Genomic DNA, 25,482 nt, shown 5'->3' with positions numbered 1-25,482 from the left:
AGCCGGCCACCACAGCCCAGCTGACCGCACCGTGACCACCAGGAGCTATCCCCGTGACCATGCCCGAGAATGACCAAGCCGACAAAAAGCTGACCATCCTGATTGCGGCGGATACCTATCCGCCGGATGTCAACGGTGCTGCGCAGTTCGGCTACCGCCTGGCCAAGGGCATGACCGGCCGCGGTCATGACGTCCATGTCCTGGCCTGCCGGCCCAGCAAGGGCAAGAGCTACAGCGAGTTCCGCGACGAGGCCACCGTGCACCGGCTCCGCTCGCACTCGGTGCCGACCCACGAGTACTTCCGAATCACCTTCCCGTGGGAGACCAAGAAGGAAATCGGCCTGCTGTTCGACCGGATCCAGCCCGACGTGGTGCACATCCAAAGCCACTACATGATCGGCGAACACGTCCTCTACGAGGCGGTGAAGCGCGGCATCAGGATCGTCGCGACCAACCACTTCATGCCCGAAAACCTCAACCCGTTCCTGCCCTTCCCGCAGTGGTTCAAGAACATCGTCGGCCGCGTGTCCTGGCGCGACATGGGCAAGGTCATGGGCCAGGCCGACGTCGTAACCACGCCGACGCCGCTCGCCGCCAAGGCCATGCACCAGCACGCATTCCTGCGCAAAGTACTGCCGCTGTCCAACGGCATCGATGCGGCAGCCTATGAACTGAAGCCGGGCGAGGAGGCAGTGCAGCACTCCAGCCCCACCGTGCTGTTTGTCGGCCGCCTTGCGGAGGAAAAGCACATCGACGTGCTGATCGACGCCGTCGCCCAGACGCCCCCTGCACTCGACGTCCACCTGGAGATCGTCGGCGGCGGCGAGGTCCGGCCAGCGCTTGAGGCGCAGGTCGAACGGCTGGGCCTGCAGGACCGGGTCAAATTCCTGGGCCTGGCCAGCGACGAGGAACTGCGCCGTGCCTACCTGAGCGCGGACCTGTTCTGCATGCCCGGCACCGCCGAGCTGCAGTCCCTCGTCACGCTGGAGGCGATGTCCGCATCCACCCCGGTGGTGCTGGCCGACGCCATGGCCCTGCCCCACCTGGTGCACGACGGCGAGAACGGCTTCTTGTTCACCCCGAACGACAGCGACGACCTGGCATCTAAGATCGAACGGGTTCTGTCATTGCCGGCGGACGAGCGGGCGGCCATGGGCAAAGCGAGCCGAAGCATGGTGGAAAGCCACAGCATCGAACGTACGCTGCAGACCTTTGAGGACATCTACCGCGGCGCCAGCTACGACGACCTGGTGGTCTAGGCGGGCCGCAGCCCCGGCGGAGGCCGTTGGCCCTGCCGGGGCGACTACTATTGCTAGAGTGTTTTTGCCCGGAACGGTCCGGCCCTTCGGGGCATGGCCGTTCGGGCCCACGGGGCTATAGCTCAGCTGGTTAGAGCGCGGGACTCATAATCCTAAGGTCCTCGGTTCAAGTCCGAGTAGCCCTACATCATCACCAAAGTTCCCTGGACACACCGTGTCCCCGGGGCCGCAGCAGGCGTCCTTCGCCAGTAGCGGCCCCTTTTTCGTACGACGCCGGCCATCCCGCCAGCCGGGCAGGATACGGCGCCCGGAGTCTGCCCGGTCACTTGCCACCCGGTCGAAAACTGAGATATGTTACTCACGAGTAACATATCCGCGGCGCGGTGCCCGTGCCCTTTTGATCGCTGCTGATCACAAGTGAAGGAACAACATGTCCAAAGCTGCAATCGACATCAACAACCTCCCCTACGCCGACGGCGACTTTTTCGCTTTCGAGCAGCTGCTCAGCGGCAAGGAGAAGGACCGGCTGGCGGAGGTCCGCGAGTTCCTGGCCCGCGAGGTGAAGCCGATCGCCGTGGACTGCTGGAACCGCGGCGAGTTCCCGATGGACCTGATCCCGAAGCTGGCTGAGATCGACCTGGTCAGCCCGGTCAAGCGCCAGGGCTACTCGAACCTCTTCGCCGGGATCCTGCACGCCGAGGCAACCCGGGCGGACACCTCGATCGCGACCTTCATGGGCGTGCACGACGGGCTGTTTACCGGCTCCATCGAGGCGCTCGCCTCCCAGGAGCAGCAGGAGGCCTGGCTGCCGGACATCTACTCCTTGAAGAAGATCGGCGCCTTCGGCCTGACCGAGCCGCTGGGCGGCTCCGACGTCGCCGGCGGCACCCGCACCACCGCCCGGCGCGAGGGCGACAGCTGGATCCTCAACGGCGCCAAGCGCTGGATCGGCAACGCCACCTTCTCCGACTGGGTGGTCATCTACGCCCGCGACCTCGCCGACAACCAGGTCAAGGGCTTCCTCGTGGACACCACGACCGAGGGATACAGCGCCACCAAGATCGAGAACAAGATTTCGCTGCGCACTGTCCAGAACGCCGACATCACCCTCGACAACGTTGTGGTGCCGGACTTCTTCAAGCTCGCCAATGCCAACAGCTTCCGGGACACCAACAAGGTCCTGAAGGTCACGCGCCTGTCGGTGGCCTGGCAGGCCGTTGGCCAGCAGCTCGCCGCCTTTGACGTCGCACGCCGCTACGCCGTCGAGCGCAGCCAGTTCGGCCGCCCGATCGCCTCCTTCCAGCTTGTCCAAAACCAGCTCGTGCAGATCCTCGGCAACGTCGTCAGCTCGATGGGCATGATGGTCCGGCTGTCCCAACTCGAGGATGCCGGCGAAGCGAAGGACGAGCAGTCGGCCCTGGCCAAGGCGTTCACCACGGCGCGGATGCGCGAAAGCGTCGCCATCGGCCGCAGCCTCCTGGGCGGCAACGGCATCGTCACGGACTACGAGATGGCCAAGGTTTTCTCTGACGCCGAAGCAATCTACTCCTACGAGGGCACCCACGAGATCAACACCCTGGTCACCGGCCGGGCGATCACGGGGATCTCGGCCATCGTCTAAGCGCTCGACTGACGCCACCGAATGACGGTGCGTCCCGCGCAGCACCCTTGCGGCCCTTCATCCGGAACCGCCCTGTCCCGAGCCGGGACTCACGGGCGGAAGCAGGATGGAGGGCCGCAGGTCCATCACAAACGCCAGCGGATTGAGGTACTCGTCGCCGCGCCGCACGCCCCAGTGGATGCACGGCGTTGCGCCGCAGTGGCCGGGCAGCTCCCGTCCCAGCGCCGACCCCCGGCCCACGGCGTCGCCGGGCCGCAGCGTGCTGTCGACGGGTTCGAAACTGCTCCGCAGGCCGTTGCCGTGGTCGATGACGACCACAGGCCGGTCCACCACCATGCCCACGAAGCTGACCGTGCCCGAAGCCGGCGAGGTGACTGGAGCGCCGTCGAACGCAGCCTGGAGATCCACCCCGCGGTGACCGCTGAGCCACGGCCGGGCCGGCGGGTCGAAGGCGCGCAGCACGGCAGGCCTGGGGGAGAGCGGCCAGCTCCAGTCCCCGGCCGGGGAAGCCGGCTGCGCAACCGTGGGCTGCGGGACGAGCAGCAACGTTGCGAGCACAATGGAAACCTTCATGCCGCCAGCCTGCAGCGGGCGTCCCCGGCCGGGAAGAGCCCCGGCCGGCTATGTGGATTTCCAGCCAGAACCAGTCCTGATGCGCCGCGCGCAACACCGCCCGCAACCCCGCCCTCAGCCGGGCGGGCCGCCACCCAAAAACCGGGCCCAAAACCGGGCCCGAAAGCCGTCCTTCCCGACGCACGAAACCGTCCAATCGGGCAGGTCCGCTGTAGTACACTAGGTGGAGCAGTTTGCTGTGCCCTCATGCCTACATCCAGTTATCTGGACCGGCAGCACGTCTCATTCAGGAGTGCGGGAGCAGCGGCTGACTACGCGTATCCAGCCCTCCCTGTCCGAAGCCCGGCTTCCGGGTGCGGAGGACTGCGCCTCTTACGGTCCGGCCCCAGGGTCCGGATGAGGGGTGCGGTGGATGCCAGGAGGAACACCCGTCTTGGGTGTTGCTAAACAACCGTCAACTATTGGCAGGGTAAGAGAGCCCAGGGCTTTCTCATGAATGACCTGCCGGAAGGAGCGTCGGCATGCCCGTCGTAACTATGCGCCAGCTGCTTGACAGCGGCGTCCACTTTGGACACCAGACCCGTCGTTGGAACCCGAAGATGAAGCGTTTCATCTTCACGGAGCGCAACGGCATCTACATCATTGACCTGCAGCAGTCGCTGTCCTACATCGACCGTGCCTACGAGTTCGTGAAGGCCACCGTTGCACACGGCGGCACCGTCCTCTTCGTCGGCACCAAGAAGCAGGCGCAGGAAGCCATCGCCGAGCAGGCCACCCGCGTCGGCCAGCCGTACGTGAACCAGCGTTGGCTCGGCGGCATGCTGACCAACTTCCAGACGGTTTCCAAGCGCATCCAGCGCATGAAGGAACTCGAAGAGATCGACTTCGACGACGTCGCCGGTTCCGCTTACACCAAGAAGGAACTGCTGCTCCTTCGCCGCGAGCTGACCAAGCTGGAGACCAACCTCGGTGGTATCCGCAACCTGACCAAAGCGCCTTCGCTCCTCTGGGTTGTCGACACCAAGAAGGAACACCTCGCCGTTGACGAGGCCAAGAAGCTGAACATCCCGGTTGTGGCCATCCTGGACACCAACTGCGATCCGGACGAAGTCGACTTCCCGATCCCGGGCAACGACGACGCCATCCGCTCCGTCAACCTGCTGACCCGCGTTGTTGCCGACGCCGTTGCTGAGGGCCTGATCGCCCGCAACCAGCGCGCCACCGGCACCACGGAAGCTCCGGAAGAGCCGCTGGCCGAGTGGGAGCGCGAGCTCCTCGAGGGCAGCAAGGCCGAAGCAGCTGCCGCTCCGGCCGCCGCCGAAGCTGCTCCGGAGGCCGCTGAGGCTCCCGCCGCTGACGCCGCTCCGGCCGCTGACGCCGCCGACGCCGCTCCGGCCGCCGACGAAGCCAAGTAGTCAGACAAGTAAATCTGGATCTCCCCGCACGCTCTTAGCAGCGTAAGGGGTACTGACAGGATGGCCGCTCACTGGGTGAGCAGCCGTCCTGTCAGTCCGTACACCACACAAATTTCTAGACAGAGGGGTTCACATGGCGAACTACACTGCCGCTGATATCAAGGCTCTGCGCGAGCGCACCGGCGCCGGCATGATGGATGTCAAGAAGGCTCTTGACGAAGCCAACGGTGACGCCGACAAGGCCATCGAGATCATCCGCATCAAGGGCCTCAAGGGCGCTACCAAGCGCGAAGGCCGCTCCACCGCCGAGGGCCTGGTTGCTGCCAAGGTCGCCAACGGCGTCGGCGTGATGATCGAAGTCAACTGCGAGACCGACTTCGTCGCCAAGGCTGACAAGTTCATCCAGCTCGCCGACAAGGTTTTGGCCGTGGCCGTCGAGTCCGGCGCTGCCGACCTCGAGACCCTGCTGGCAACCGACGTTGACGGCAAGCCGCTCTCCGAGGTTGTCGTCGAAGAGGGCGCCATCCTGGGCGAGAAGGTCGTCGTCCGACGCATCTCCCGCATCGAGGCCCCGACCGTCGACGCGTACCTGCACAAGACCTCCAAGGACCTCCCGGCCCAGGTCGGCGTGCTGTTCGCCGTTGATGGTGAAGGCGAAGCAGCTGCCACCGCAGCCCACGACGTCGCCGTGCACGTCGCCGCTATGGCCCCGAACTACCTGACCCGCGAGGACGTTCCGTCCGAGCTGGTCGAGTCCGAGCGCCGCATCGCCGAGGAAACCGCCAAGGCCGAGGGCAAGCCCGAGGCAGCGATGACCAAGATTGTGGAAGGCCGCGTTACCGGTTTCTACAAGGGCGAGGTCCTCGTTGACCAGGCATTCGCCAAGGATGCCAAGAAGTCCGTCGCCCAGGTCCTCGAAGAGGCCGGCGTCAAGGCAACCGCATTCACGCGTTTCCGCGTCGGTTCCTAAGTAAGTCACGCTGAGGGGGTGGTCACTGCGGTGGCCACCCCTTTTGCATGCACCCGGGAACGCTGCCCGGAGGGGAATGCAGCCTTTGGTCCCCGGCACGATACCCTTTTTCAGAGCTCACCAACGGGAAGGCACCATGGATACCGTCAACAATTCAGCCCAGCCAAAGAAGACCAGGCGCCGCGTGCTCCTGAAGCTGTCCGGCGAAGTTTTCGGCGGCGGCAAACTGGGCGTTGACCCGGACACTGTCCGCGGTGTCGCCAAGCAGATCGCGGCAGCCGTTCCCGACGTCGAGGTCGCAATCGTCGTCGGCGGCGGAAACTTCTTCCGCGGCGCCGAACTCTCGCAGAGCGGCATGGACCGCTCCCGCGCGGACTACATGGGCATGCTCGGCACCGTGATGAACTGCCTCGCCCTCCAGGACTTCCTGGAGCAGGCCGGTGTGGAGACCCGCGTGCAGAGCGCCATCACCATGGGCCAGGTCGCCGAGGCCTATATCCCGCGCCGCGCCATCCGCCACATGGAGAAGGGCCGCGTCGTGATCTTCGGCGCCGGCGCCGGACTCCCGTACTTCTCCACCGACACCGTCGCCGCGCAGCGCGCCATGGAGGTGCACGCCGACGTCGTCCTGATGGCCAAGAGCGGCGTCGACGGCGTCTACACCGCCGACCCGAAGAAGGACCCCACCGCGGAGAAGCTGCACAAGCTCAGCTACGACGAGGCCCTGCGCCGCGATATCCGCGTCATGGACCAGACCGCGATGACCATGTGCAAGGACAACAACCTCACCATGGTGGTGTTCGGCATGGAGGGCGAAGGCAATGTCACCCGGGCCATCCGCGGCGAGGACCTGGGCACCGTAGTCACCCCCTAGCTGCGGCTAGGATGTTTTTTAGGACAGTTCCGCTCCCCGCGCTCTTGGGGGACGCACCAATTTCTTAGGAGAGAACGTGATCGAAGAAACCTTGCTCGAAGCCGGGGACAAGATGGACAAGGCGGTTGAGGTAGCCAAGGAAGACTTCGCCTCGATCCGCACCGGACGTGCCACCCCGGGCCTGTACAACAAGGTCCTGGTGGACTACTACGGTTCGCCGACGCCGCTGCAGCAGCTGGCCTCCTTCGCTGTCCCTGACGCCCGCACGATCCTCATCACCCCGTTCGACAAGACCGCCCTGCGGGACATCGAGCGGGCCCTGAGCGACTCCGAGGTGGGCGCCAACCCGTCCAACGACGGCAACGTCATCCGGATCACCATCCCGGAGCTGACCAAGGAACGCCGCAAGGAATACGTCAAGATCGTCAAGTCCAAGGGCGAGGACGCCAAGGTGTCCATCCGCAACATCCGCCGCAAGGCCAAGGAAACCCTGGACAAGCTGGTCAAGGACGGCGAAGCCGGCGAGGACGAGGGCACCCGCGGCGAGAAGGAACTCGACGCCCTGACCAAGGCCCACGTCGAAGGCATCGACGAGCTGCTCAAGCGCAAGGAAGCCGAGCTGCTCGAGGTCTGATGGGGGACGAACAGCAGGCAGCCGGACCGCGCGTCCGGGTGCGGGGGAAAGAGCGGAAGAACCCGACGCCCAAAGCCGGCAGGAACCTTCCGGCTGCCACGGCGGTCGGCCTTGCCATGCTCTTCGCCGTACTGGGCGGCCTGCTGTTCCTGCCACTGGCCTTCGTGCTGATCGTGACCGCCTTCGCCGTGTTCGGCGTCTGGGAAGTGTTCCGCGCGCTGGAAGCTTCCGGCACCCGGCTGCCGATCATTCCCGCCATGACGGGAACCGTGGCGATGCCGCTTGCCGCCTACTTCGGCGGCCCGGAAAGCCTGCTGTTCACGCTGCTGCTCAGCAGTGTGGCGGTCCTGCTGTGGCGCTCCCTGGAGGGAGCGGCAGGATCCGCGCGCAGCATCTTTGCCGGCGTCTTCACGATGGCCTGGGTGCCGTTCCTGATCAGCTTCGCCGTGCTGCCGCTACACGCTTCCGGCGGTATCACCCCGATCGGGCCCTGGCCCGGGGGTGTGGTGCCGATCGGGGCCTGGCAGATCGGCACGCTGCTGCTGCTGGTGGTCTCCAATGACACCTTCGGCTACCTCGTGGGAGCCTCGCTGGGCAAGCACCCGATGGCGCCGAAGATCAGCCCGAAAAAGTCCTGGGAGGGCTTCGGCGGCTCGATCGCCGGCGCGGCCCTGGTGGGCATCCTCGCAAGCATCTACGTGCTGGGGGAGCCCTGGTGGTTCGGTGCCGCGCTGGCCGTGGGCATGGTCGCGGCGGCAACTGCAGGCGACCTGGCCGAATCCATGGTCAAACGTGAGCTCGGCATCAAAGATATGAGCAGCATCCTGCCCGGCCACGGGGGAGTCATGGACCGACTCGACTCCATCGTTTTCGCCTCCCCGGTGGCATTCATGATCTTCTCCGCCGGCGCCGGCGGCTAAGGGAGCGCACCGCCTCCTCCCGGTGCCTAGAATGGTGCCGGGCAAACACGCCTGAACTTGGCGCAACAAGAGCCGAACGGCATCGAAGGAAACATAGTTACAGTGGACATTCAACGGCAGATTCCGGCCTCCTTTGACCGCGTGCAGCGGAACCAGTACGGCTACAACGCCAAGCAGGTGGACCAGTTCCTGCAGCGCGCGCGGGTCTCGTTTGAAACGCCCCATGCCGCCGGGCGCGCGGTCAAGAGCGCCGATGTCCGGGCCGTCTCCTTCGACCCGGTCAAGGGCGGCTACTCCGCCGCCGGGGTGGACGCGGCCCTGGACCGCCTCGAGGACGCCCTCGCCCGGCGGGAACGTGACGAACTGATCGGGGAGCGCGGCGAGGAGGCCTGGCTGCGTGAAATCGGCCGGCTCGCAGGGCTGTTGCGCGGCCGCCTGCACCGCCCCGACGGCCAGCGTTTCCGCCGTCCCACCAAGGCCAAGGTGCGCAGCTACAACACCACCGACGTCGACGACCTGTGCCACGAACTGATCGGCTACCTCGAGGAGGATCAGCCGCTCAGCGTGGACAACATCCGCCGCGCCGTCTTCCGCCCCGCCGTCGGACGCGAAGGCTACGAGGAAAGCCAGGTCGACGCGTTCCTGGACCGCGTCGTCGAACTCATGGCCGCGATCGACTGACGAAGCACCGCTTCATTGGCGGCGCGTCACCGTTCGGTGGCGAGCGGCCGTTCCGGGGTGTGCAGCCGGGTCATCAGCCGGGTGATAGTCCGCGGAACGCGGCCCTGTGTGGCGCGCGAGACGAGGACCATGACGGCGAAGGCTGCCGGCACCGTCCAGGCGGCCGGCTGCGCGAGCCACGGTGGCGTCGCGGCCGAACCCAGCACGGTGCCTGCCAGCATGGAGCCGCCGCAGAGCAGGGCTCCGGTCAGCATCCCGGCGATCGCGCCGGCGTCCGTCAGCCCGCGCCACCAGATGCCCAGCAGCAGCACGGGGCAGATGGTCGAGGCCGTGAAGGCAAAGACGAGTCCCACACTCCCGGCCAGCGCGGTGGAGTCCGTCATGGTCGCGATCCCCAGCGGAACCACGGCCGAGATCAAGGCGGCGAGCCGGAAGCCGCGCACGCTGCCGCCCAGGATGTCCTGGCTGATGACACCCGCGAGCGACACCACCAGGCCCGAGGTGGTGGACAGGAAGGCGGCGAAGGCGCCCGCCACCACGAGGGCGGACAGCAGGTCCCCGGCCGTTCCGCCGATCAGCCGGCCCGGAAGCAGGAGCACCAGGGCATCGGTCTGGCCGCTCTTGGCCAGCTCCGGTGCGAACACCCTCCCGATCAGGCCGTAGGCGGTCGGGAACAGGTAGAAGACGGAAAGCAGGCCCAGCACGATGAGCGTGGTCCGGCGCGCGGAGTGGCCGTCCGGGTTGGTGTAGAAGCGCACCAGCACGTGCGGCAGTCCCAGGGTTCCGAAGAGCAGGGCGACCAGCAGCGAGATGTTCTGGTACGGCCCTGCCGGTGCCATCGCCGTGGGATTCACCGACGCCTCGGCGACCGCGCTGGAGCCGCTGCCGGCCAGGACAAACAGGATGAACAGCGCCGGGACGGCCAGCGCCGTCAGCTTCAGCCAGTACTGGAACGCCTGCACGAAGGTGATGGACCGCATCCCGCCGGCCACCACCGTCACGCAGACGACGGCGACCACGGCCGCCTGTCCCACCCAGGCCGGCAGGCCGGTGGTGATCCGGATGGCCAGCGCGGCGCCGTGGAGCTGCGGGACGATATAGAGCCAGCCGACCACCACCACCACGAAGCTCGTCACCCGGCGGACCGCACGGGAATCGAGCCGGGCCTCGGTGAAATCGGGAATCGTGTACGCGCCGGACCGGCGAAGCGGGGCGGCCACGAACAAGAGCAGCATCAGGTAGCCGGCGGTGTAGCCGATCGGGAACCACAGGGCGTCGGTGCCGGAGAGCAGGATGAGTCCGGCGACGCCGAGGAAACTCGCGGCGGACAAGTACTCGCCGCCGATCGCCGAGGCGTTCCACCAGGGCCGCACCGTGCGGGAGGCGACGTAGAAATCCCCGGTGGTGCGCGAGACCCGGAGGCCGTAGAAGCCGATGACGGCGGTGGCCAGCGAGACGGCCGCGAAGGCCGCGATCCCGACGACCGGGTTCACCGGCGCCTCACTTGTCCCCGGCCAGGTCGCGGTAGCGGGATTCGTTCCGCGCGGCCGTCCGGACATACAGCCAGGCGCTGAGCCCGATCACCGGATAGATTCCTGCGCCCAGCAGGACCCAGTCGAAGGGCAGCCCGGCGATCCTCAGCTCGGCCAGGCCGGGCAGCAGCCCCAGCATCAGCGCGAAGGCGAGCAGGATCAGCAGGAACCCGGCTGCCACCACCACGCCGAGCCGGAGCTGGGAACGGATCAGCGAGCGGACGAACACCTGCCCGGCGTCGGACTCCTCGGCAGCCTCGCGCGTGTCGGCGGCCGAGCGCCCTGCGGCGCCGCCCGCCTTGGTGCTGCCTGCAGGGAGGCTGCCTGCCCGGAGCGCGCGGGGGGCGGTAACGCGGACCCGGGTCATGCCTGCGGCCGGATCCGGGTCGCCTCGAGCTTCTCCCGGACCGGCGGCAGGTGCCGGCGGCTGATCGGCAGTTCGGCCCCGGCCACGGTCACGCTGGGACGGGCCGCGGCCAGCTTCATGTGGCCGACGTGGTTCAGGGCGATCAGGTAGGAGCGGTGGATGCGCAGGAATCCGGCGTCGGCCCACTGCTGCTCCAGGTCCGCCAGCGGCACCCGGATGAGATAGCTCGCGTCCGCGGTGTGCAGCCGCGCGTAGTCGCCCTGCGCCTGGACGTAGGTGACGTCTTCCCGGCGGATCATCTTGGTGTTCCCGCCCAGGTCCACCGTGATCATCTCCGGCGCCGGCGCGCCCTCCCGGAGGAGCTCGCTGATCCGGCCGACCGACTTGGCCAACCGCTCGGCGCGGACCGGCTTGAGCAGGTAGTCCACGGCGGCGAGCTCAAACGCCTCGAGCGCGCAGTCCTCGTCGGCGGTGACGAAGACGACGGCGGGCGGCTTGGCGCTGCGCGAGATGACCCGGGCGATGTCCAGTCCGGAGAGGGCGGGCATGTGGATGTCCAGGAACACGGCGTCGACCTCGTGGGACTCCAGCGCGCGCAGCGCTTCGGCGCCGGAGGAAGCGCGGTGGATGGCGCCGATCCGCTCGTCCCGGCCCAGCAGGAAGGCCAGCTCCTCGACAGCGGGCAGCTCGTCATCGGCGACGAGGACGTTAATCATGGTTCTAGGGTACTGCCGTGGCCGGACTCCTCGGCGACGGGCACGTCGACGGGTCTGCGCAGGGTCTCAGGCGTCGTGCCGGGGCTGTGATTTTGGCACCCGCATCGTGATCAGGGTGCCCTCGCCGGGGGCCGTCTCTATCACCAGGCCGTTGTCCTCGCCGTAGACCTGCCGCAGCCGGGCGTCGACGTTATGCAGGCCCACGTGTTCGCCATCGCTGTGCCCGGCCAGGACGGCCCGCAGCTTCTCCGGATCCATGCCGACGCCGTCGTCCTCGATGGTCACCTCGGCGAAGGCGCCGGAATCGTTGGCCGTGATGGAGATATGGCCGGGGCCCTCCTTGGCTTCCAGGCCGTGCCGCACCGCGTTCTCCACCAGCGGCTGCAGGCTCAGGAACGGAATCACCGTGCTGAGCACCTCCGGCGCGATCCGCAGGCTCACCTGCACCCGGTCGCCGAAGCGTGCCCGCTCCAGGAGCAGGTACCGGTCGATGCAGCGCAGTTCCTCGGCCAGCGTGGTGAAGTCCCCGTGCCGGCGGAAGGAATAGCGGGTGAAATCGGCGAACTCCACCACCAGCTCCCGGGCCCGGACCGGGTCCGTGTTGATGAAGGACGCGATCGCGTTCAGCGAGTTGTAGATGAAATGCGGGCTGATCTGGGCCCGAAGCGCGCGGACTTCGGCCTCCATCAGCAGCGTCCGGGACGCGTCCAGCTCGGCCAGCTCCACCTGCGTCGCCACCCAGTCGGCCACCTCACTGGTGGCCCGGACCAGCCCGGACCCGGCTGCCGGGGCGAAGGCCGCCACCACGCCCACCACCCGGCTGCCGGCCTTGACGGGGGCGATCACGACGGCGCGCTCCACCCCGGGGGCGAGCGTCGCCCCGGTCTTGCCGTTGGCCAGCAGCGACAGCTCGCCCGCCGGGATCACAGCGGTGTGGCCCCCTTCCAATACCTTGGCAGCGAGCCCCATCAGCGCGGGCTTGAGCTCCTCGGCGGCGCCGTCCCAGGCCAGTACGCCCGCCGTGTCGGTGATCGCCAGGGCATCGCAACCCAGCAGGCTCCGCAGCTGCCGGCTCGCCTTGGCCGCGCCGGCCGGGTTCAGCCCGGTGCGCAGATACTGGCCGGCGCGCGAGGCGGCGTGCAGGGTCTTGTACGTGGCGCGTTCCGCGTCGGTGCCCAGCTCGCGGAAGGAGCGCAGGACCTTGAGTCCAACGGCCACGACGACGGCGATCGCCAGGGCAATCACGGCGATCGCCGCGGCGGTGAAGAGGGGAGAGTCCGGCATGCTGCCAGCGTAGCGCGGCGGGCCACACGGGTGCCCGGAAGCGGTCTGGAACGGCCACAGAGTGCCGCCGGGGGCGTGCAGGCGCCGTTGGGCGCAGCATCGCGACCGTTGAGCGACAGGAAACACGGCGGTGCTGGAATGTAACACGCGTCACGATGCACAGTGATTGCAGTCACACAAGGCCGGAAGTCTGTTTCCCGGAGCCCGGGATACCCGGGGGTGGCTCGCCAGTCTCAATGAGGAGGAACGATGGGTCACGAAGCCCAAGAAACGGACGCACCGGCGTTCGTGGACTTCAAGGAAGTCCAATCGACTGAGCAGTTCCAGGAACTGCGCAAACGGCACCGCAGCTTTGTCTTTCCGATGGCCATCGCATTCCTGCTGTGGTACTTCGCCTATGTCCTGCTGGCCGACTACGCGGTGGGCTTCATGTCCACCAAGGTCTGGGGCAACATCAACATCGGCCTGATCCTGGGCTTGCTGCAGTTCGTCTCCACGTTCGCCATCACCGGCTGGTACGTCAGCTACTCGAACCGGAAGCTGGACCCGATCGCCTCCGAGATCCGGCACGAAATCGAGGGCCACGAGTTCGACAAGCACGGTAACCGAGTGAGCGGAGAAGCGAAATGACCCTTATGGTTCCCGCGGTCAACGTCGCCGCCCTCAAGGACACCACCCTGCTGAACATGGGCATCTTCGCCCTGTTCGTCGCGGTCACCATGGTGATCGTGTTCCGCGCCAGCCGCAACAACAAGACGGCCGCCGACTACTACGCCGCCGGCCGTTCGTTCACCGGCTCGCAAAACGGCACCGCCATCGCCGGCGACTACCTCTCCGCGGCTTCCTTCCTCGGCATCACCGGCGCCATCGCGATCAACGGCTACGACGGCTTCATGTACTCCATCGGCTTCCTCGTGGCGTGGCTCGTGGCGCTGCTGCTGGTGGCCGAACTGCTCCGCAACACCGGCAAGTTCACCATGGCCGACGTGCTGTCCTTCCGGCTCAAGCAGCGCCCCGTGCGCATCGCCGCGGCCATCTCCACCCTGGCGGTCTGCTTCTTCTACCTGCTGGCGCAGATGGCCGGTGCCGGCAGCCTGATCTCGCTGCTGCTGGGCATCAGCGACTGGGGCGGCCAGGCGCTGGTGATCATCGTCGTCGGCGCGCTGATGATCATGTACGTCCTGATCGGCGGCATGAAGGGCACCACCTGGGTCCAGATCATCAAGGCCATGCTGCTGATCGCAGGCGCCGCCGTGATGACCTTCTGGGTCCTGGCGATCTACGGCTTCAACCTCTCGGACCTGCTCGGCGGCGCGGCGGAAACCGCCAAGAACCCGGCCGTCCTCAACCCGGGCCTGCAGTACGGCAAGTCCGACACATCCAAACTGGACTTCATGTCCCTGGGCCTGGCCCTGGTGCTCGGCACCGCCGCACTGCCGCACGTGCTGATGCGTTTCTACACGGTCCCGACCGCCAAGGAAGCCCGCAAGTCGGTGGTCTGGTCCATCTGGCTGATCGGCATCTTCTACCTGTTCACCCTGGTGCTGGGCTACGGCGCCGCGGCCCTGGTGGGTGCGGACACGATCAAGAGCGCTCCGGGCGGAGTGAACTCGGCGGCTCCGCTGCTGGCCTTCCACCTGGGCGGCCCGCTGTTGCTGGGCTTCATCTCGGCGGTGGCCTTCGCGACCATCCTCGCCGTGGTCGCCGGCCTCACCATCACGGCGGCAGCGTCCTTCGCCCATGACATCTACGCCAACGTCCTGGCCAAGGGCAAGGCGGACGCGGACACGGAGGTCAAGGTTGCACGCCGCACGGTCGTCGTGATCGGCCTGCTCGCCATCGTCGGCGGGATTTTCGCCAACGGCCAGAACGTCGCGTTCCTCGTGGCTCTCGCCTTCGCGGTGGCGGCCTCGGCCAACCTGCCGACGATCGTGTACTCGCTGTTCTGGCGGAAGTTCACCACCCAGGGCGCCATCTGGAGCATGTACGGCGGCCTCGGCTCGGCCATCATCCTGATCGCACTTTCCCCGGTGGTCTCCGGCGCCAAGACGTCGATGATCCCGGGGGCCAACTTCGCGGTCTTCCCGTTGAGCAACCCCGGCATCGTCTCCATCCCGCTCGCGTTCTTCCTGGGCTGGCTGGGCACTGTCCTGGACAAGAAGCTCGAGGACACCACCAAGCAGGCCGAAATGGAGGTCCGCTCCCTGACCGGGGTGGGCGCCGAAAAGGCCACCAACCACTAACCGCACTGCCGGGCCGCAGCGACAGCGGGCCGGCCCGGCAGGCTAGGCCAGAGAGGCGGAGCCCCCGTGCAACAGCACGGGGGCTCCGCCTCTTCTTCGTTGGCTGGCAACACGGCGCGGCCGGCCCCGGCGGCTCAGGTATCCGCGGAGCCGCGTTCCAGCAGCGGCTGGATCCGGAAGGGGATCAGTTCGCCCATGGCCAGGGCGGTGTCGGTGCGGTCCACGCCGTCGCAGGCGAGGATCTTGCCGTTGATCCGGAACAAATCCTCGGCGTCGAGCGCGACCACCCGGAGCAACAGGTCCGCCGAGCCGGTGAGTCCGTAACCCTCCAGGATCTCCGGGATGCCTGCCAGTTCCACGGCCAGCTGGCCGAGTTTCTGCTGCTGCACGTGCACCGAGATGAACGCCATCAGGGGGTAGCCCAGCGCCGCCGGGTTGATCCGCCGCTCGAAGGACAGGAAGACGTGCTTTTTCTCCAGCTGCGACATGCGGGCCTGCACCGTATTGCGGGACAAGCCCAGCTTTTGCGCCAGGGCCACCACGGTGCGGCGGGGATCCCGTGCCATGGCCGAAAGTAGGCGGGTGTCTGTGCCATCCAAGGGTTGCATAATGCGCAAGGTTAGCACGGTCACGAACGCCCAAGCTGTGCATAATGCTCAATTTTTTTGAGGGTGGTTGTACCCAATGGCACTTGTGAGTAGGGTCACAATTATCCGGGGCAACGGCGCCCGGGTGGCCGTCGCGCGCAGGGATCACGAGTCCCGCGGGCAGGGTCAGACGACGTCAGAAGGTTGCGGACAAACTGTGTTTACCGACGACGCGGGCAAGGGCGGCATTGCCGCTGGCGGCCCCGGGAACAGTGCAGAATCAAACAGGCGCTCGGGCGGGGATCTCGTCCAGCTCATCACCCCGGGGGGTGAACGTGTAAGCCATCCGGAGTTCGACTCCTGGGTCCAGGACGTCAGCGACGAACAGCTCGCCTCGCTCTATCAGGACATGGTCGCCATCCGCCGGATTGACGCCGAAGCCACCGCCCTGCAGCGCCAGGGCGAGCTCGCGCTGTGGCCGCCGCTGCTGGGCCAGGAAGCGTCCCAGATCGGCTCAGCCCGTGCGCTCCGCGACGACGACTTCGTCTTCCCCAGCTACCGGGACAACGGCGTCGCCTACGTCCGGGGTGTGCAGCCGGCGGACATCGTCAAGGCCTGGCGCGGCAACGCCCTTGCCGGCTGGGATCCCTACACCGTGAACGTGGCGACGCAGCAGATCATCATTGGCGCCCAGTCGCTGCACGCCACCGGCTACGCGATGGGCATCCAGTACGACGGCGCCGATTCGGTGGCCGTGGCCTACTTCGGCGACGGTGCCACCAGCGAGGGTGACGTTAACGAGGCCATGGTCTTCGCGGCGAGCTTCCAGGCCCCGGTGGTGTTCTTCTGCCAGAACAACCACTGGGCCATCTCCGAACCCGTCATGCTGCAGTCCCACATCCAGATCGCGGACCGTGCCTCCGGTTTCGGCATTCCCAGCATGCGCGTGGACGGCAATGACGTGCTGGCCGTCATGGCCGCCACCCGGATCGCCATCGACCGCGCCCGCCACGGCGGCGGACCCACCTTCATCGAGGCCGTCACCTACCGGATGGGCCCGCACACGACGGCGGATGACCCCACCCGCTACCGCGACGCCAACGAGCTTGAGGACTGGGCCGCAAAGGACCCGATCGCGAGGCTCAAGACCCTGCTCGAGCGCAAGGGCCTGCTCACCGCCGAACTCGAAGCCGCCGTCGCCGCCAACGCCGACGCCGTGGCCAAGGAACTGCGTTCCGGCACCATCAACATGCCCGAACCGCAGCCGCTGGACATCTTCAAGCACGTGTACAGCACGCCGAACTCCTGGCTGGAACGCCAGCAGGACCACTACACCCGTTACCTGGCTTCCTTCGGCGATCCCGCAGAGGCCGCTTCCGAAGAAGGTGCACGCTGATGACACAGATGACCTTTGCCCGAGCCATTAATTCGGGCCTGCGCAAGTCCCTCGAAAACGATCCCAAGGTGATCCTCATGGGAGAGGACATCGGCACCCTCGGCGGCGTCTTCCGCGTCACCGACGGCCTGCAAAAAGATTTTGGAAAGCACCGCGTGGTGGACACGCCGCTGGCCGAATCCGGAATCCTCGGCACCGCCGTCGGCCTCGCCTACCGCGGCTACCGGCCCGTGGTGGAGATCCAGTTCGACGGCTTCATCTACCCGGCATTCGACCAGATCGTCAGCCAGGTCGCCAAGATGCACTACCGCACCCAGGGTGCGGTCAAGATGCCCATCACCATCCGCGTGCCCTTCGGCGGCGGCATCGGCTCGCCCGAACACCACTCCGAGTCGCCCGAGGCCTACTTCACCCACACCTCGGGCCTGCGCGTAGTCAGTGTCTCGAACCCGCAGGACGCCCACACCGTGATCCAGCAGGCCATCGCCTCGGACGACCCGGTGCTCTACTTCGAACCCAAGCGCCGCTACCACGACAAGGGGGAAGTGGATGAGTCGCTCGACCTCGCCGCCGCCCTGTCGATGGAGAAGGCACGCGTGGTCACCGAGGGTACCGACGTGACCCTGGTGGCCTACGGACCGCTCGTGAAGACCGCCCGCGACGCCGCCCTCGCCGCCGCCGACGAAGGCGTCTCCATCGAGGTCATCGACCTGCGCTCGCTGGCCCCGCTGGACTTCGCCACCCTGGAAGCCTCGGTACGGAAGACCGGACGGCTCGTCATCACGCACGAGGCCAGCCAGTCCGGCGGCCTCGGCGCGGAAGTCGCGGCCAGCATCACCGAACGCTGCTTCTACCACCTCGAAGCCGCGCCCGTCCGGGTGACCGGCTTCGACGTCCCGTACCCGTACTCAAAGCTTGAAATGCACCACCTGCCGGGCCTGGACAGGATCCTCGACGGCGTCGACCGGGCCCTGGGCCGCCCCAACTCCCTTAGCGGGCTGGAAGGATGACCGCCACCATGATCAAGGAATTCCGGCTCCCGGACCTCGGCGAAGGCCTGACGGAATCAGAAATCGTCGCGTGGAAAGTCGGCGTCGGGGACACCGTCACGCTCAACCAGATCATCGCCGAGGTGGAAACCGCCAAGGCTGTCGTCGAACTGCCCTCGCCGTTCGCCGGCGTCGTCACCGCCCTGCATGAGCAGCCGGGCACGGTCGTTGAGGTCGGCAAGCCGATCGTGTCCTTCGAGATCGAGGGCGACGACGGCGGGGAGGCCGGGGAAGCTCCCGCCAAGCGCGAGCCGAACCTGGTTGGCTACGGCGCCGTGCTGGAAGGCTCTGGCCGTCCGGCCCGCCGCGCCCGCAGCTTTGCCGCAGCGCCGGCGCCAGCTGCGCAGGCGCCCGCCGTCGCCCCGGCCGAGGCGCCCGTGTCGGCGCAGGTCACGGCGCAGGTCACGGCGCCCGTCCCGGCGGCCGTGCCCCAGGCCCCGGCGCCCGCCGCTGCCGGCAGCGCCGAACGGCCGCGCTCCACGCCGCCGGTGCGCAAGCTGGCCAAGGACCTCGGCGTCGACCTCACAGCGATCACTGGCACGGGGGAGCGGGGCCTCATCACCCGCGACGACGTGCGGAACTTCGTTGGCGGCGGCGACCTTCCGGTGGCGCCGCAGGAACTGGCCGGCGGCCAAGCCGCTGCCCCCGGAGTTGCCCCGTCGGCGGTTCCGGGCGAGCGGGAAACCCGCACCCCGATCAAGGGCGTGCGGAAGTTCACCGCCGCGGCCATGGTCTCCAGCGCCTTCACCGCTCCGCACGTCACCGAATTCCTGACCCTCGACGTCACGCCCACCATGGAACTGCTGGGCCGGCTCAAGGCCAGCCGGACGTTCGCGGGCTACAAGCTGACGCCGCTGACCCTGGTGTCCAAGGCCGTGCTGATCGCGCTGCGCAACCACCCGACGCTCAACGCCCGGTGGGACGAAGCCAACCAGGAGATCGTCCAGTTCAACTACGTCAACCTTGGCATCGCGGCCGCAACGCCGCGCGGGCTGACCGTCCCGAATATCAAGGACGCGGACCGGATGTCCCTGCTGGAGCTGTCCACCGCGCTGACCGAGCTGACCGACACCGCACGGGCGGGCAAAACCGCTCCGGCTGACCTATCCGGCGGGACCATCTCCATCACGAACATCGGCGTCTTCGGCATTGACGCCGGCACGCCCATCCTCAACCCCGGCGAGGCCGCTATCCTGGCGCTCGGCGCGGTGCGGAAGATGCCGTGGGAGTACCAGGACGAGGTGGCGCTGCGCCAGGTCATGACGCTGAGCCTGTCCTTCGACCACCGGCTGGTCGACGGCGAACAGGGCTCCCGCTTCCTCCAGGACCTCGGTGCCATCCTGGCCGATCCCGGCATGGCACTGGCCATGGTCTAGACGCAGCAATGTCAGAGGCCGGGTATCTATCCGCATGATGGGTGCCCGGCCTTTGCCGTGCGGGGGCACTTTGATGGCGGGGCTCGTCGTCGGACTCGCAGCTGACGGCGGGTGCCGCGTTATGGGAGTGGCGTCGGTCAGCCGAGCGGGCGGGGAGCCGCCGGTGCCGTCAGGGCAGCCAGCGCCATGCTCTCCAGCAGCGGCCGGGCCCGCTTCAGCGCCATCCGGCGGCCGTGGTTCCGGACCGAGTGCGGGGTGGAGTTGATCAGGCCGAAGGTGGCATGTGCCCGCATCCGGAGCTCGGCCGGATCGGTGTCCGGATGCACGCCGGCCAGCACGTCCACCCAGAGCTCAACGTAGCTGCGCTGCAGGGCGCGGACCTCTGCCTCGTCGTCGTCGTCGAGGTTGCTGAAGTCCTGGTCCTGGACCCGGATGACGTCGGCGTTGCTGAGGGCGAAGTCGACGTGGAACTCGACCAGCCCGGCCAGGGCCGCGGCGGCGCCGTCGGAGCCTGCCACCACGCTGCGGCCGCCCTCCAGGAGGTCCTGGCTGACGCTGAGCAGCAGGGCGCCCAGGACCGCCTGCTTGCCGGCGAAGTGGCGGTAGACGGCGGGACCGCTGACCCCCGCCGCGGCGCCCAGGTCCTCAAGCGAAACGCGGTGGAAGCCGTCGGCGGCGAAGAGGGCGGCGGCCGCGGTGAGCAGCGCCTTCCGGCGGTTCTCCTTGGCCTGGCTTCGCTGGGTTGTCTGGCTGGACTCGGTCACCGGCGCGTCCCTCTCGACTGTTCTGTGTTGAAGCTGCCCTGTGTTGGACATCACAGTTAATAGAGACTAACCTAAATCTCAGTTATGCGGCACTAACCGAAATGCCCGAATGGAAATGTCCAGGACAAGCGCCGGCACCACGGCCGAGGATGGAAGCAGTCAATGGAGACAATCGCCAGCCAGCTGGACGTTGCCAGCGCCGGCTACGCCGCGAACCGCGAAGCGCAGCTCGGCCTGGCCCGGGAGCTGAAGGACCGACTCGCCGTCGCGGCGCTGGGCGGGCCGGAGAAGTCCCGGGAACGGCACGTAGCACGCGGCAAGCTCCTGCCGCGGGAACGGATCGACCGGCTGCTCGACGACGGCAGCCCCTTCCTCGAGATTGCCCCGCTCGCAGCCAACGGCATGTACAACGACGAATCGCCCGGCGCCGGTGTGATTGCCGGGATCGGCCTGGTCCACGGCCGCCAGGTCCTGGTCATTTCCAACGACGCCACGGTCAAGGGCGGCACCTATTACCCGATGACCGTCAAGAAGCACCTCCGGGCGCAGGAAATCGCTCTGGAAAACCGGCTGCCCTGCATCTACCTCGTGGACTCGGGCGGAGCCTTCCTGCCCAAGCAGGACGAGGTCTTCCCGGACAAGGAGCACTTCGGCCGGATCTTCTTCAACCAGGCGAAGATGTCCGCGGCTAGGATCCCGCAGATCGCCTCCGTGATGGGCTCCTGCACCGCCGGCGGCGCCTATGTGCCGGCGATGAGCGACGAGACCGTAATCGTCCGCAACCAGGGCACGATCTTCCTCGGCGGCCCGCCGCTGGTGAAGGCGGCGATCGGCGAGATCGTCACGGCCGAGGAGCTCGGCGGCGGCGAGGTGCACTCGAAGATCTCCGGTGTCACCGACCATCTGGCCGAGAACGACGAGCACGCCCTGCAGATCGTCCGCGACATCGTCTCCACCCTGCAGAAGCCGGCAGCCCCGGCCTGGGACGTGGACACCGTCGTCGAGCCGCTGGCTGACGAAGGCGAGCTGTACGGTGCCGTCCCCACAGACGTGAACGCCCAATACGACGTCCGCGAGGTCATCGCCCGGCTGGTCGACGGCAGCCGCTTCCACGAGTTCAAGAAGAACTACGGCACCACCCTGGTCACCGGCTTCGCGAAACTGCACGGCCACCCGGTGGGCATCGTGGCCAACAACGGCGTGCTGTTCAGCGAATCCTCGCTCAAGGGCGCGCACTTCATCGAACTCTGCGACCAGCGCGGCATCCCGCTGATCTTCCTGCAGAACCTCTCCGGCTTCATGGTCGGCAAGGACTACGAGCAGGGCGGCATCGCCAAGAACGGCGCCAAGATGGTCACCGCCGTCGCCACGGCCCGCGTGCCCAAGCTGACCGTCGTGATCGGCGGCTCCTTCGGCGCCGGCAACTATTCCATGTGTGGCCGGGCCTACTCGCCGCGCTTCCTCTGGATGTGGCCGGCCTCCCGGATCTCGGTGATGGGCGGGAACCAGGCCTCCAGCGTGCTCGCCACCGTCAAGCGGGACCAGTACGAGGCCCGCGGCGAGGAATGGTCCGCCGCGGACGAGGAAGCCTTCAAGGCCCCGATCAAGCAGCAGTACGAGGACCAGGGCAGCCCCTACTATTCCACCGCCCGCCTCTGGGACGACGGCGTGATCGACCCCGCGGACACCCGCACCGTCCTGGGACTGGCGCTCGACGTCGTCTCCCGCACCCCGCTGCCGGAGACCTCCTTCGGCCTCTTCCGGATGTGAGCCCCGCTGTGACTGTTACTTCCACACCCACCGTTTCGACCCCCGCGCCGCTCTTCGGCACCGTCCTGGTCGCCAACCGCGGCGAGATCGCCTGCCGCGTGATCCGCACCCTGCGTGCCTTGGGCATCCGTTCGGTCGCCGTTTACTCCGACGCCGACGACGACGCCCGCCACGTGCGGGAGGCCGACTTCGCCGTCCGGATCGGTCCCGCGGCCGCCACCGAGAGCTACCTCAAGATCGAGGCCATCATCCAGGCCTGCCGCGACACCGGCGCCGAAGCCGTGCACCCGGGCTACGGCTTCTTGAGCGAAAACGTTGAGTTCGCCCGCGCCCTGGAGCAAGCCGGCATCACGTTCATCGGCCCCGGCGTCGAATCGCTGAACGTGATGGGCGACAAGATCCGCTCCAAGAACCATGTCACCGGCTACGGCGTGCCGGTGGTCCCGGGCATCGCCGAACCTGGCATGAGCGATGCGCAGCTGATCGAGGCGGCGGCCGGCGTCGGCTATCCGCTGCTGATCAAGCCCTCCGCCGGCGGCGGCGGTAAGGGCATGCACGTTGTCGAACGGCCCGAGGACCTGGCGGACGCCCTCGTTACCGCCCGCCGGGTCGCGGCCAGCGCCTTCGGTGACGACACGCTGTTCCTGGAACGGCTCGTCACCACCCCGCGGCACATCGAGGTTCAGGTGCTGGCGGACAACCACGGCAACGTCATCCACCTGGGCGAGCGCGAGTGCTCGCTGCAGCGCCGCCACCAGAAGGTCATCGAGGAAGCGCCGTCGCCGCTGCTGGAGTCCCTCCCCGACGGGGCGGACATCCGTGCCCGGATCGGCGAGGCCGCTTGCAACGCCGCACGCAGCGTCAACTACAGCGGCGCCGGCACCGTGGAGTTCCTGGTCTCCGACAACGCCCCGGACGAGTTCTTCTTCATGGAGATGAACACCCGCCTGCAGGTCGAGCACCCGGTTACCGAGATGGTCACCGGCATCGACCTGGTCGAATGGCAGGTCCGCATCGCGGCCGGTGAAGAACTCACCGTGACGCAGGACGACGTCGTGCTCACCGGGCACTCGGTGGAAGCCCGCGTCTATGCGGAGGTGCCGGAGAAGAACTTCCTGCCGTCCGGGGGAGAGGTCCTGCTGCTCGACGAGCGCGGCACGATCTTCACGGCGCTGGATGACCTGGATTCCTTCACCCCGGCCGCCGCGGACCCGGACATCCGGATCGATTCCTCGTTGATCACGGGTCTCGAGATCTCCAGCGACTACGACCCCATGCTGGCCAAGGTGATCGCCCGCGGCAAGGACCGCGCGGCCGCGCTGGACCGGCTCGACACGGCCCTCACCCGGTACACCGTTCTGGGGGTGGACACCAACGTCGAATACCTGCGGATGCTGATTAACGACGCCGACGTCCGCGCCGGCCGGCTCGACACCGGCCTGATCGAACGCAAGATGCCGGGCTTCTCGTTCCGCCGCATCGGCGACAACGAACTCATCGCCGCGGCCATGCCCTTCTGGGTCCTCGCCGAGGGCCCGGAAACGGTGGGGTCACCTTGGGACACCGCCCGGGGCTGGCGCCTGGGCGCGCCCGCAGCGTGGACCATGAGCTTCGGCACACCGGGCGGCGGGGTCTGCGAGGTGGCCGTGACCTGGCTCGAGAATATCGACCTTGGCCGTGCCCGGGTGCGGGTCGACGGCGGGCCCGAGCATGACGTGACGGTCATTGGGATGGCCAGCGACAACATTTTCCTGGAGATCGACGGTGGGGAATTCCGCTTCGCGCACACGCTGTCCGGGCAGGATTATCCGCGGGAGGACCTGCCGGAGTTTGTCTATCTCGGCAACGAGGGCTGGTCCTGCCGGCTCGAGCCGCTCACCCGCGAGGCGCGCCTCGCCCGGGTACTGGCCGCAGTCGAACGCGAGGAAGGCGCCGCCGACCCCGCGGTGCGCTCGCCGATGCCCGGCACCGTGGTGTCGGTCTCGGTAGGTAACGGCGACGCCGTGACCGCCGGCCAGGTCCTGCTTGCGGTCGAGGCGATGAAGATGGAACACCAGCTCGTCGCGCCCCTGGATGGCACCGTCCACATCAGCGCAGGCACCGGAGACCTCGTCAAGGCCGACCAGGTCCTCGCCACCATTCACCCCGCCGAACCCTCAAAAGCCGAGGACACCGTCGAGGAATCCGTCATCGCCATGGGCGCGGCGGAGTAGCAAGCCACAACGTCAGCACCACACCAGAACAGCCACCAGACACAGGAGTCACCCCCATGCCGGATTTTGAACTCAGCGAGGACTACCAGGACCTCAGCGACACCGTCCGCGAATTCGCCGACCAGGTGGTGGCCCCGGTCTCCGCCAAGCACGACGAAGAACACAGCTTCCCCTACGAGGTCGTCTCCCAGATGGCGGACATGGGCCTCTTTGGCCTGCCCTTCCCGGAAGAGGCCGGCGGCATGGGCGGGGACTACTTCGCCCTGGCCCTGGCGCTCGAGCAGCTCGGCCGGGTGGACCAGTCGGTCGCGATCACCCTCGAAGCCGGCGTCTCGCTCGGCGCCATGCCGATCCACCGCTTCGGGAACGATGCGCAGAAGGAGGAATGGCTGCCGTTGCTGGCCTCCGGAAAGGCGCTCGCCGGCTTCGGCCTGACTGAGCCCGAGGCTGGCTCCGACGCCGGCGGAACCAAGACCACCGCCCGGCTCGAGGGCGGTGAATGGGTGATCAACGGCAACAAGGCGTTCATCACCAACTCCGGCACCGACATCACCAAGCTCGTCACCGTCACTGCGGTGACCGGTCAGGAGGAACGCCCGGACGGCAGCATCAAGAAGGAAATCTCCACCATCCTGGTGCCCACCAACACGCCCGGCTTCACGGCCGAAAAGGCCTACAACAAGGTCGGCTGGAACGCCTCGGACACCCACCCGCTGACGCTGGACAACGTCCGGGTACCGGAGGCCAACCTGCTCGGCACCCGCGGCCGCGGCTACGCCAACTTCCTGTCCATCCTCGACGAGGGCCGGATCGCCATCGCCGCGCTCGCCGTCGGCGCCGCACAGGGCTGCGTGGACCAGTCGGTCAAATACGCCAAGGAGCGCAGCGCGTTCGGCCAGAACATCGGCAAGTACCAGGCCATCGCGTTCAAGATCGCCCGGATGGAGGCGCGCGCCCACACCGCCCGCCTGGCCTACTACGACGCGGCTGCCCGGATGCTCGCCGGCAAGCCGTTCAAGACCCAGGCCGCCATCGCTAAGATGATCGCAGGCGAGGCAGCCATGGACAACGCGCGGGACGCCACCCAGGTGTTCGGCGGCTATGGCTTCATCAACGAGTTCACCGTGGCGCGCCACTACCGCGACTCCAAGATCCTTGAAGTCGGCGAGGGCACCACGGAGGTCCAGCTGATGCTGATCGCCCGCGAACTGGGACTGTAGCCGGCCGGAAGGATCCCC

23 protein-coding genes and 1 tRNA gene are annotated in these 25,482 nt (G+C 67.5%); 17 read left to right on the top strand and 7 right to left on the bottom strand.

All coding sequences use genetic code 11. The features are described from left to right. The first annotated feature begins 59 nt into the window (after nt 1–59). From AC1DNC_RS06080 to AC1DNC_RS06070, 3 genes are all read left to right on the top strand, one after another. On the top strand, nt 60–1,259 hold the full coding sequence (locus AC1DNC_RS06080; protein WP_476861896.1) for a glycosyltransferase: 1,200 nt from the start codon (nt 60–62) through the stop codon (nt 1,257–1,259). Between the two features lie 111 nt (nt 1,260–1,370). Beyond that, nucleotides 1,371–1,444: transfer RNA gene (locus tag AC1DNC_RS06075), tRNA-Ile, on the top strand. A 245-nt stretch (nt 1,445–1,689) separates the two neighbouring features. Beyond that, nucleotides 1,690–2,880, top strand: coding sequence for an acyl-CoA dehydrogenase family protein (locus AC1DNC_RS06070; protein ID WP_476861664.1), 1,191 nt, complete (start codon nt 1,690–1,692; stop codon nt 2,878–2,880). 57 nt (nt 2,881–2,937) lie between these two features. On the opposite strand, the gene AC1DNC_RS06065 is transcribed toward AC1DNC_RS06070, so the two are convergent. Continuing rightward, complete coding sequence (locus AC1DNC_RS06065) at nt 2,938–3,453, bottom strand: M23 family metallopeptidase (protein WP_476861663.1); 516 nt, start codon at nt 3,451–3,453, stop codon at nt 2,938–2,940. Nucleotides 3,454–3,974: 521 nt separating this feature from the next. Between AC1DNC_RS06065 and rpsB the strand changes: the two genes are divergently transcribed. The 6 genes from rpsB to AC1DNC_RS06035 all read left to right on the top strand — a co-directional run bounded on the left by rpsB (nt 3,975) and on the right by AC1DNC_RS06035 (nt 8,947). Beyond that, entirely contained in the window at nt 3,975–4,868 is an 894-nt protein-coding gene (gene rpsB, locus AC1DNC_RS06060; protein ID WP_476861662.1) for a 30S ribosomal protein S2, read from the top strand. A 133-nt stretch (nt 4,869–5,001) separates the two neighbouring features. Further along, nucleotides 5,002–5,838 (top strand): translation elongation factor Ts, encoded by an 837-nt coding sequence (gene tsf / locus AC1DNC_RS06055; RefSeq protein ID WP_476861661.1) that lies wholly within the window; start codon nt 5,002–5,004, stop codon nt 5,836–5,838. A gap of 136 nt (nt 5,839–5,974) precedes the next feature. Next, nucleotides 5,975–6,712 (top strand): UMP kinase, encoded by a 738-nt coding sequence (gene pyrH, locus AC1DNC_RS06050; protein WP_476861660.1) that lies wholly within the window; start codon nt 5,975–5,977, stop codon nt 6,710–6,712. Between the two features lie 76 nt (nt 6,713–6,788). Beyond that, nucleotides 6,789–7,346, top strand: coding sequence for a ribosome recycling factor (frr, locus tag AC1DNC_RS06045; protein WP_307037393.1), 558 nt, complete (start codon nt 6,789–6,791; stop codon nt 7,344–7,346). Continuing rightward, nucleotides 7,346–8,266 carry a phosphatidate cytidylyltransferase gene (locus tag AC1DNC_RS06040; protein ID WP_476861659.1) on the top strand — a complete coding sequence of 307 codons (921 nt, stop codon included), beginning with the start codon at nt 7,346–7,348 and terminating at the stop codon, nt 8,264–8,266. Before frr ends, AC1DNC_RS06040 begins: the two co-directional genes overlap by 1 nt. Before the next feature lie 102 nt (nt 8,267–8,368). Further along, nucleotides 8,369–8,947, top strand: coding sequence for a DivIVA domain-containing protein (locus AC1DNC_RS06035; RefSeq protein ID WP_476861658.1), 579 nt, complete (start codon nt 8,369–8,371; stop codon nt 8,945–8,947). Between the two features lie 26 nt (nt 8,948–8,973). Here AC1DNC_RS06035 and AC1DNC_RS06030 read toward each other — a convergent pair whose 3' ends face one another. The 4 genes from AC1DNC_RS06030 to AC1DNC_RS06015 form a co-directional block, all read right to left on the bottom strand. Beyond that, nucleotides 8,974–10,440, bottom strand: coding sequence for a sodium/solute symporter (locus AC1DNC_RS06030; RefSeq protein WP_476861657.1), 1,467 nt, complete (start codon nt 10,438–10,440; stop codon nt 8,974–8,976). Nucleotides 10,441–10,447: 7 nt separating this feature from the next. Then, nucleotides 10,448–10,846 carry a hypothetical protein gene (locus tag AC1DNC_RS06025; RefSeq protein ID WP_476861656.1) on the bottom strand — a complete coding sequence of 133 codons (399 nt, stop codon included), beginning with the start codon at nt 10,844–10,846 and terminating at the stop codon, nt 10,448–10,450. Then, the gene (locus tag AC1DNC_RS06020; protein WP_476861655.1) at nt 10,843–11,562 is read right to left on the bottom strand and encodes a LytR/AlgR family response regulator transcription factor; all 720 of its coding nucleotides are present in this window, start codon (nt 11,560–11,562) and stop codon (nt 10,843–10,845) included. The genes AC1DNC_RS06025 and AC1DNC_RS06020 overlap by 4 nt, the downstream gene beginning before the upstream one ends. 66 nt (nt 11,563–11,628) lie before the next feature. Next, entirely contained in the window at nt 11,629–12,846 is a 1,218-nt protein-coding gene (locus AC1DNC_RS06015) for a sensor histidine kinase (protein WP_476861654.1), read from the bottom strand. Between the two features lie 249 nt (nt 12,847–13,095). Here AC1DNC_RS06015 and AC1DNC_RS06010 point away from each other — a divergent pair, with 249 nt between their 5' ends. Then, a complete protein-coding gene (locus AC1DNC_RS06010; protein WP_476861653.1) occupies nt 13,096–13,476 on the top strand; it encodes a DUF485 domain-containing protein in 381 nt (126 codons plus the stop codon). After that, entirely contained in the window at nt 13,473–15,089 is a 1,617-nt protein-coding gene (locus AC1DNC_RS06005) for a solute symporter family protein (protein WP_476861652.1), read from the top strand. Before AC1DNC_RS06010 ends, AC1DNC_RS06005 begins: the two co-directional genes overlap by 4 nt. Nucleotides 15,090–15,223: 134 nt before the next feature. Here the strand turns inward: AC1DNC_RS06005 and AC1DNC_RS06000 are convergent, their stop codons facing one another. After that, complete coding sequence (locus AC1DNC_RS06000; RefSeq protein WP_476861651.1) at nt 15,224–15,697, bottom strand: Lrp/AsnC family transcriptional regulator; 474 nt, start codon at nt 15,695–15,697, stop codon at nt 15,224–15,226. Nucleotides 15,698–15,893: 196 nt separating this feature from the next. On the opposite strand from AC1DNC_RS06000, the gene pdhA reads away from it, so the two are divergent. Genes pdhA through AC1DNC_RS05985 form a run of 3 tightly spaced genes read left to right on the top strand, consistent with a single transcriptional unit; the run spans nt 15,894 to nt 19,497 of the window. Further along, nucleotides 15,894–17,072, top strand: a complete 1,179-nt coding sequence (gene pdhA / locus AC1DNC_RS05995) for a pyruvate dehydrogenase (acetyl-transferring) E1 component subunit alpha (RefSeq protein WP_476861650.1) — start codon at nt 15,894–15,896, stop codon at nt 17,070–17,072. After that, complete coding sequence (locus AC1DNC_RS05990; protein ID WP_476861649.1) at nt 17,072–18,082, top strand: alpha-ketoacid dehydrogenase subunit beta; 1,011 nt, start codon at nt 17,072–17,074, stop codon at nt 18,080–18,082. Before pdhA ends, AC1DNC_RS05990 begins: the two co-directional genes overlap by 1 nt. Next, complete coding sequence (locus tag AC1DNC_RS05985; protein WP_476861648.1) at nt 18,079–19,497, top strand: dihydrolipoamide acetyltransferase family protein; 1,419 nt, start codon at nt 18,079–18,081, stop codon at nt 19,495–19,497. The genes AC1DNC_RS05990 and AC1DNC_RS05985 overlap by 4 nt, the downstream gene beginning before the upstream one ends. 137 nt (nt 19,498–19,634) lie before the next feature. Here the strand turns inward: AC1DNC_RS05985 and AC1DNC_RS05980 are convergent, their stop codons facing one another. Beyond that, complete coding sequence (locus AC1DNC_RS05980; RefSeq protein ID WP_476861647.1) at nt 19,635–20,312, bottom strand: SACE_7040 family transcriptional regulator; 678 nt, start codon at nt 20,310–20,312, stop codon at nt 19,635–19,637. A gap of 111 nt (nt 20,313–20,423) precedes the next feature. Between AC1DNC_RS05980 and AC1DNC_RS05975 the strand changes: the two genes are divergently transcribed. The 3 genes from AC1DNC_RS05975 to AC1DNC_RS05965 are packed head-to-tail and all read left to right on the top strand — an operon-like array spanning nt 20,424 to nt 25,464. Then, nucleotides 20,424–22,031 carry a carboxyl transferase domain-containing protein gene (locus tag AC1DNC_RS05975; protein WP_476861646.1) on the top strand — a complete coding sequence of 536 codons (1,608 nt, stop codon included), beginning with the start codon at nt 20,424–20,426 and terminating at the stop codon, nt 22,029–22,031. Nucleotides 22,032–22,039: 8 nt separating this feature from the next. Further along, nucleotides 22,040–24,244, top strand: a complete 2,205-nt coding sequence (locus AC1DNC_RS05970; protein WP_476861645.1) for an acetyl/propionyl/methylcrotonyl-CoA carboxylase subunit alpha — start codon at nt 22,040–22,042, stop codon at nt 24,242–24,244. 56 nt (nt 24,245–24,300) lie between these two features. After that, on the top strand, nt 24,301–25,464 hold the full coding sequence (locus AC1DNC_RS05965; RefSeq protein ID WP_476861644.1) for an acyl-CoA dehydrogenase family protein: 1,164 nt from the start codon (nt 24,301–24,303) through the stop codon (nt 25,462–25,464). Nucleotides 25,465–25,482 lie beyond the last annotated feature (18 nt).

The organism is Arthrobacter sp. 01N442, from assembly GCF_056399345.1.
The sequence above is the reverse complement of the archived record's forward strand: the minus strand, read 5'-3'. Positions and strand labels throughout refer to the sequence as shown.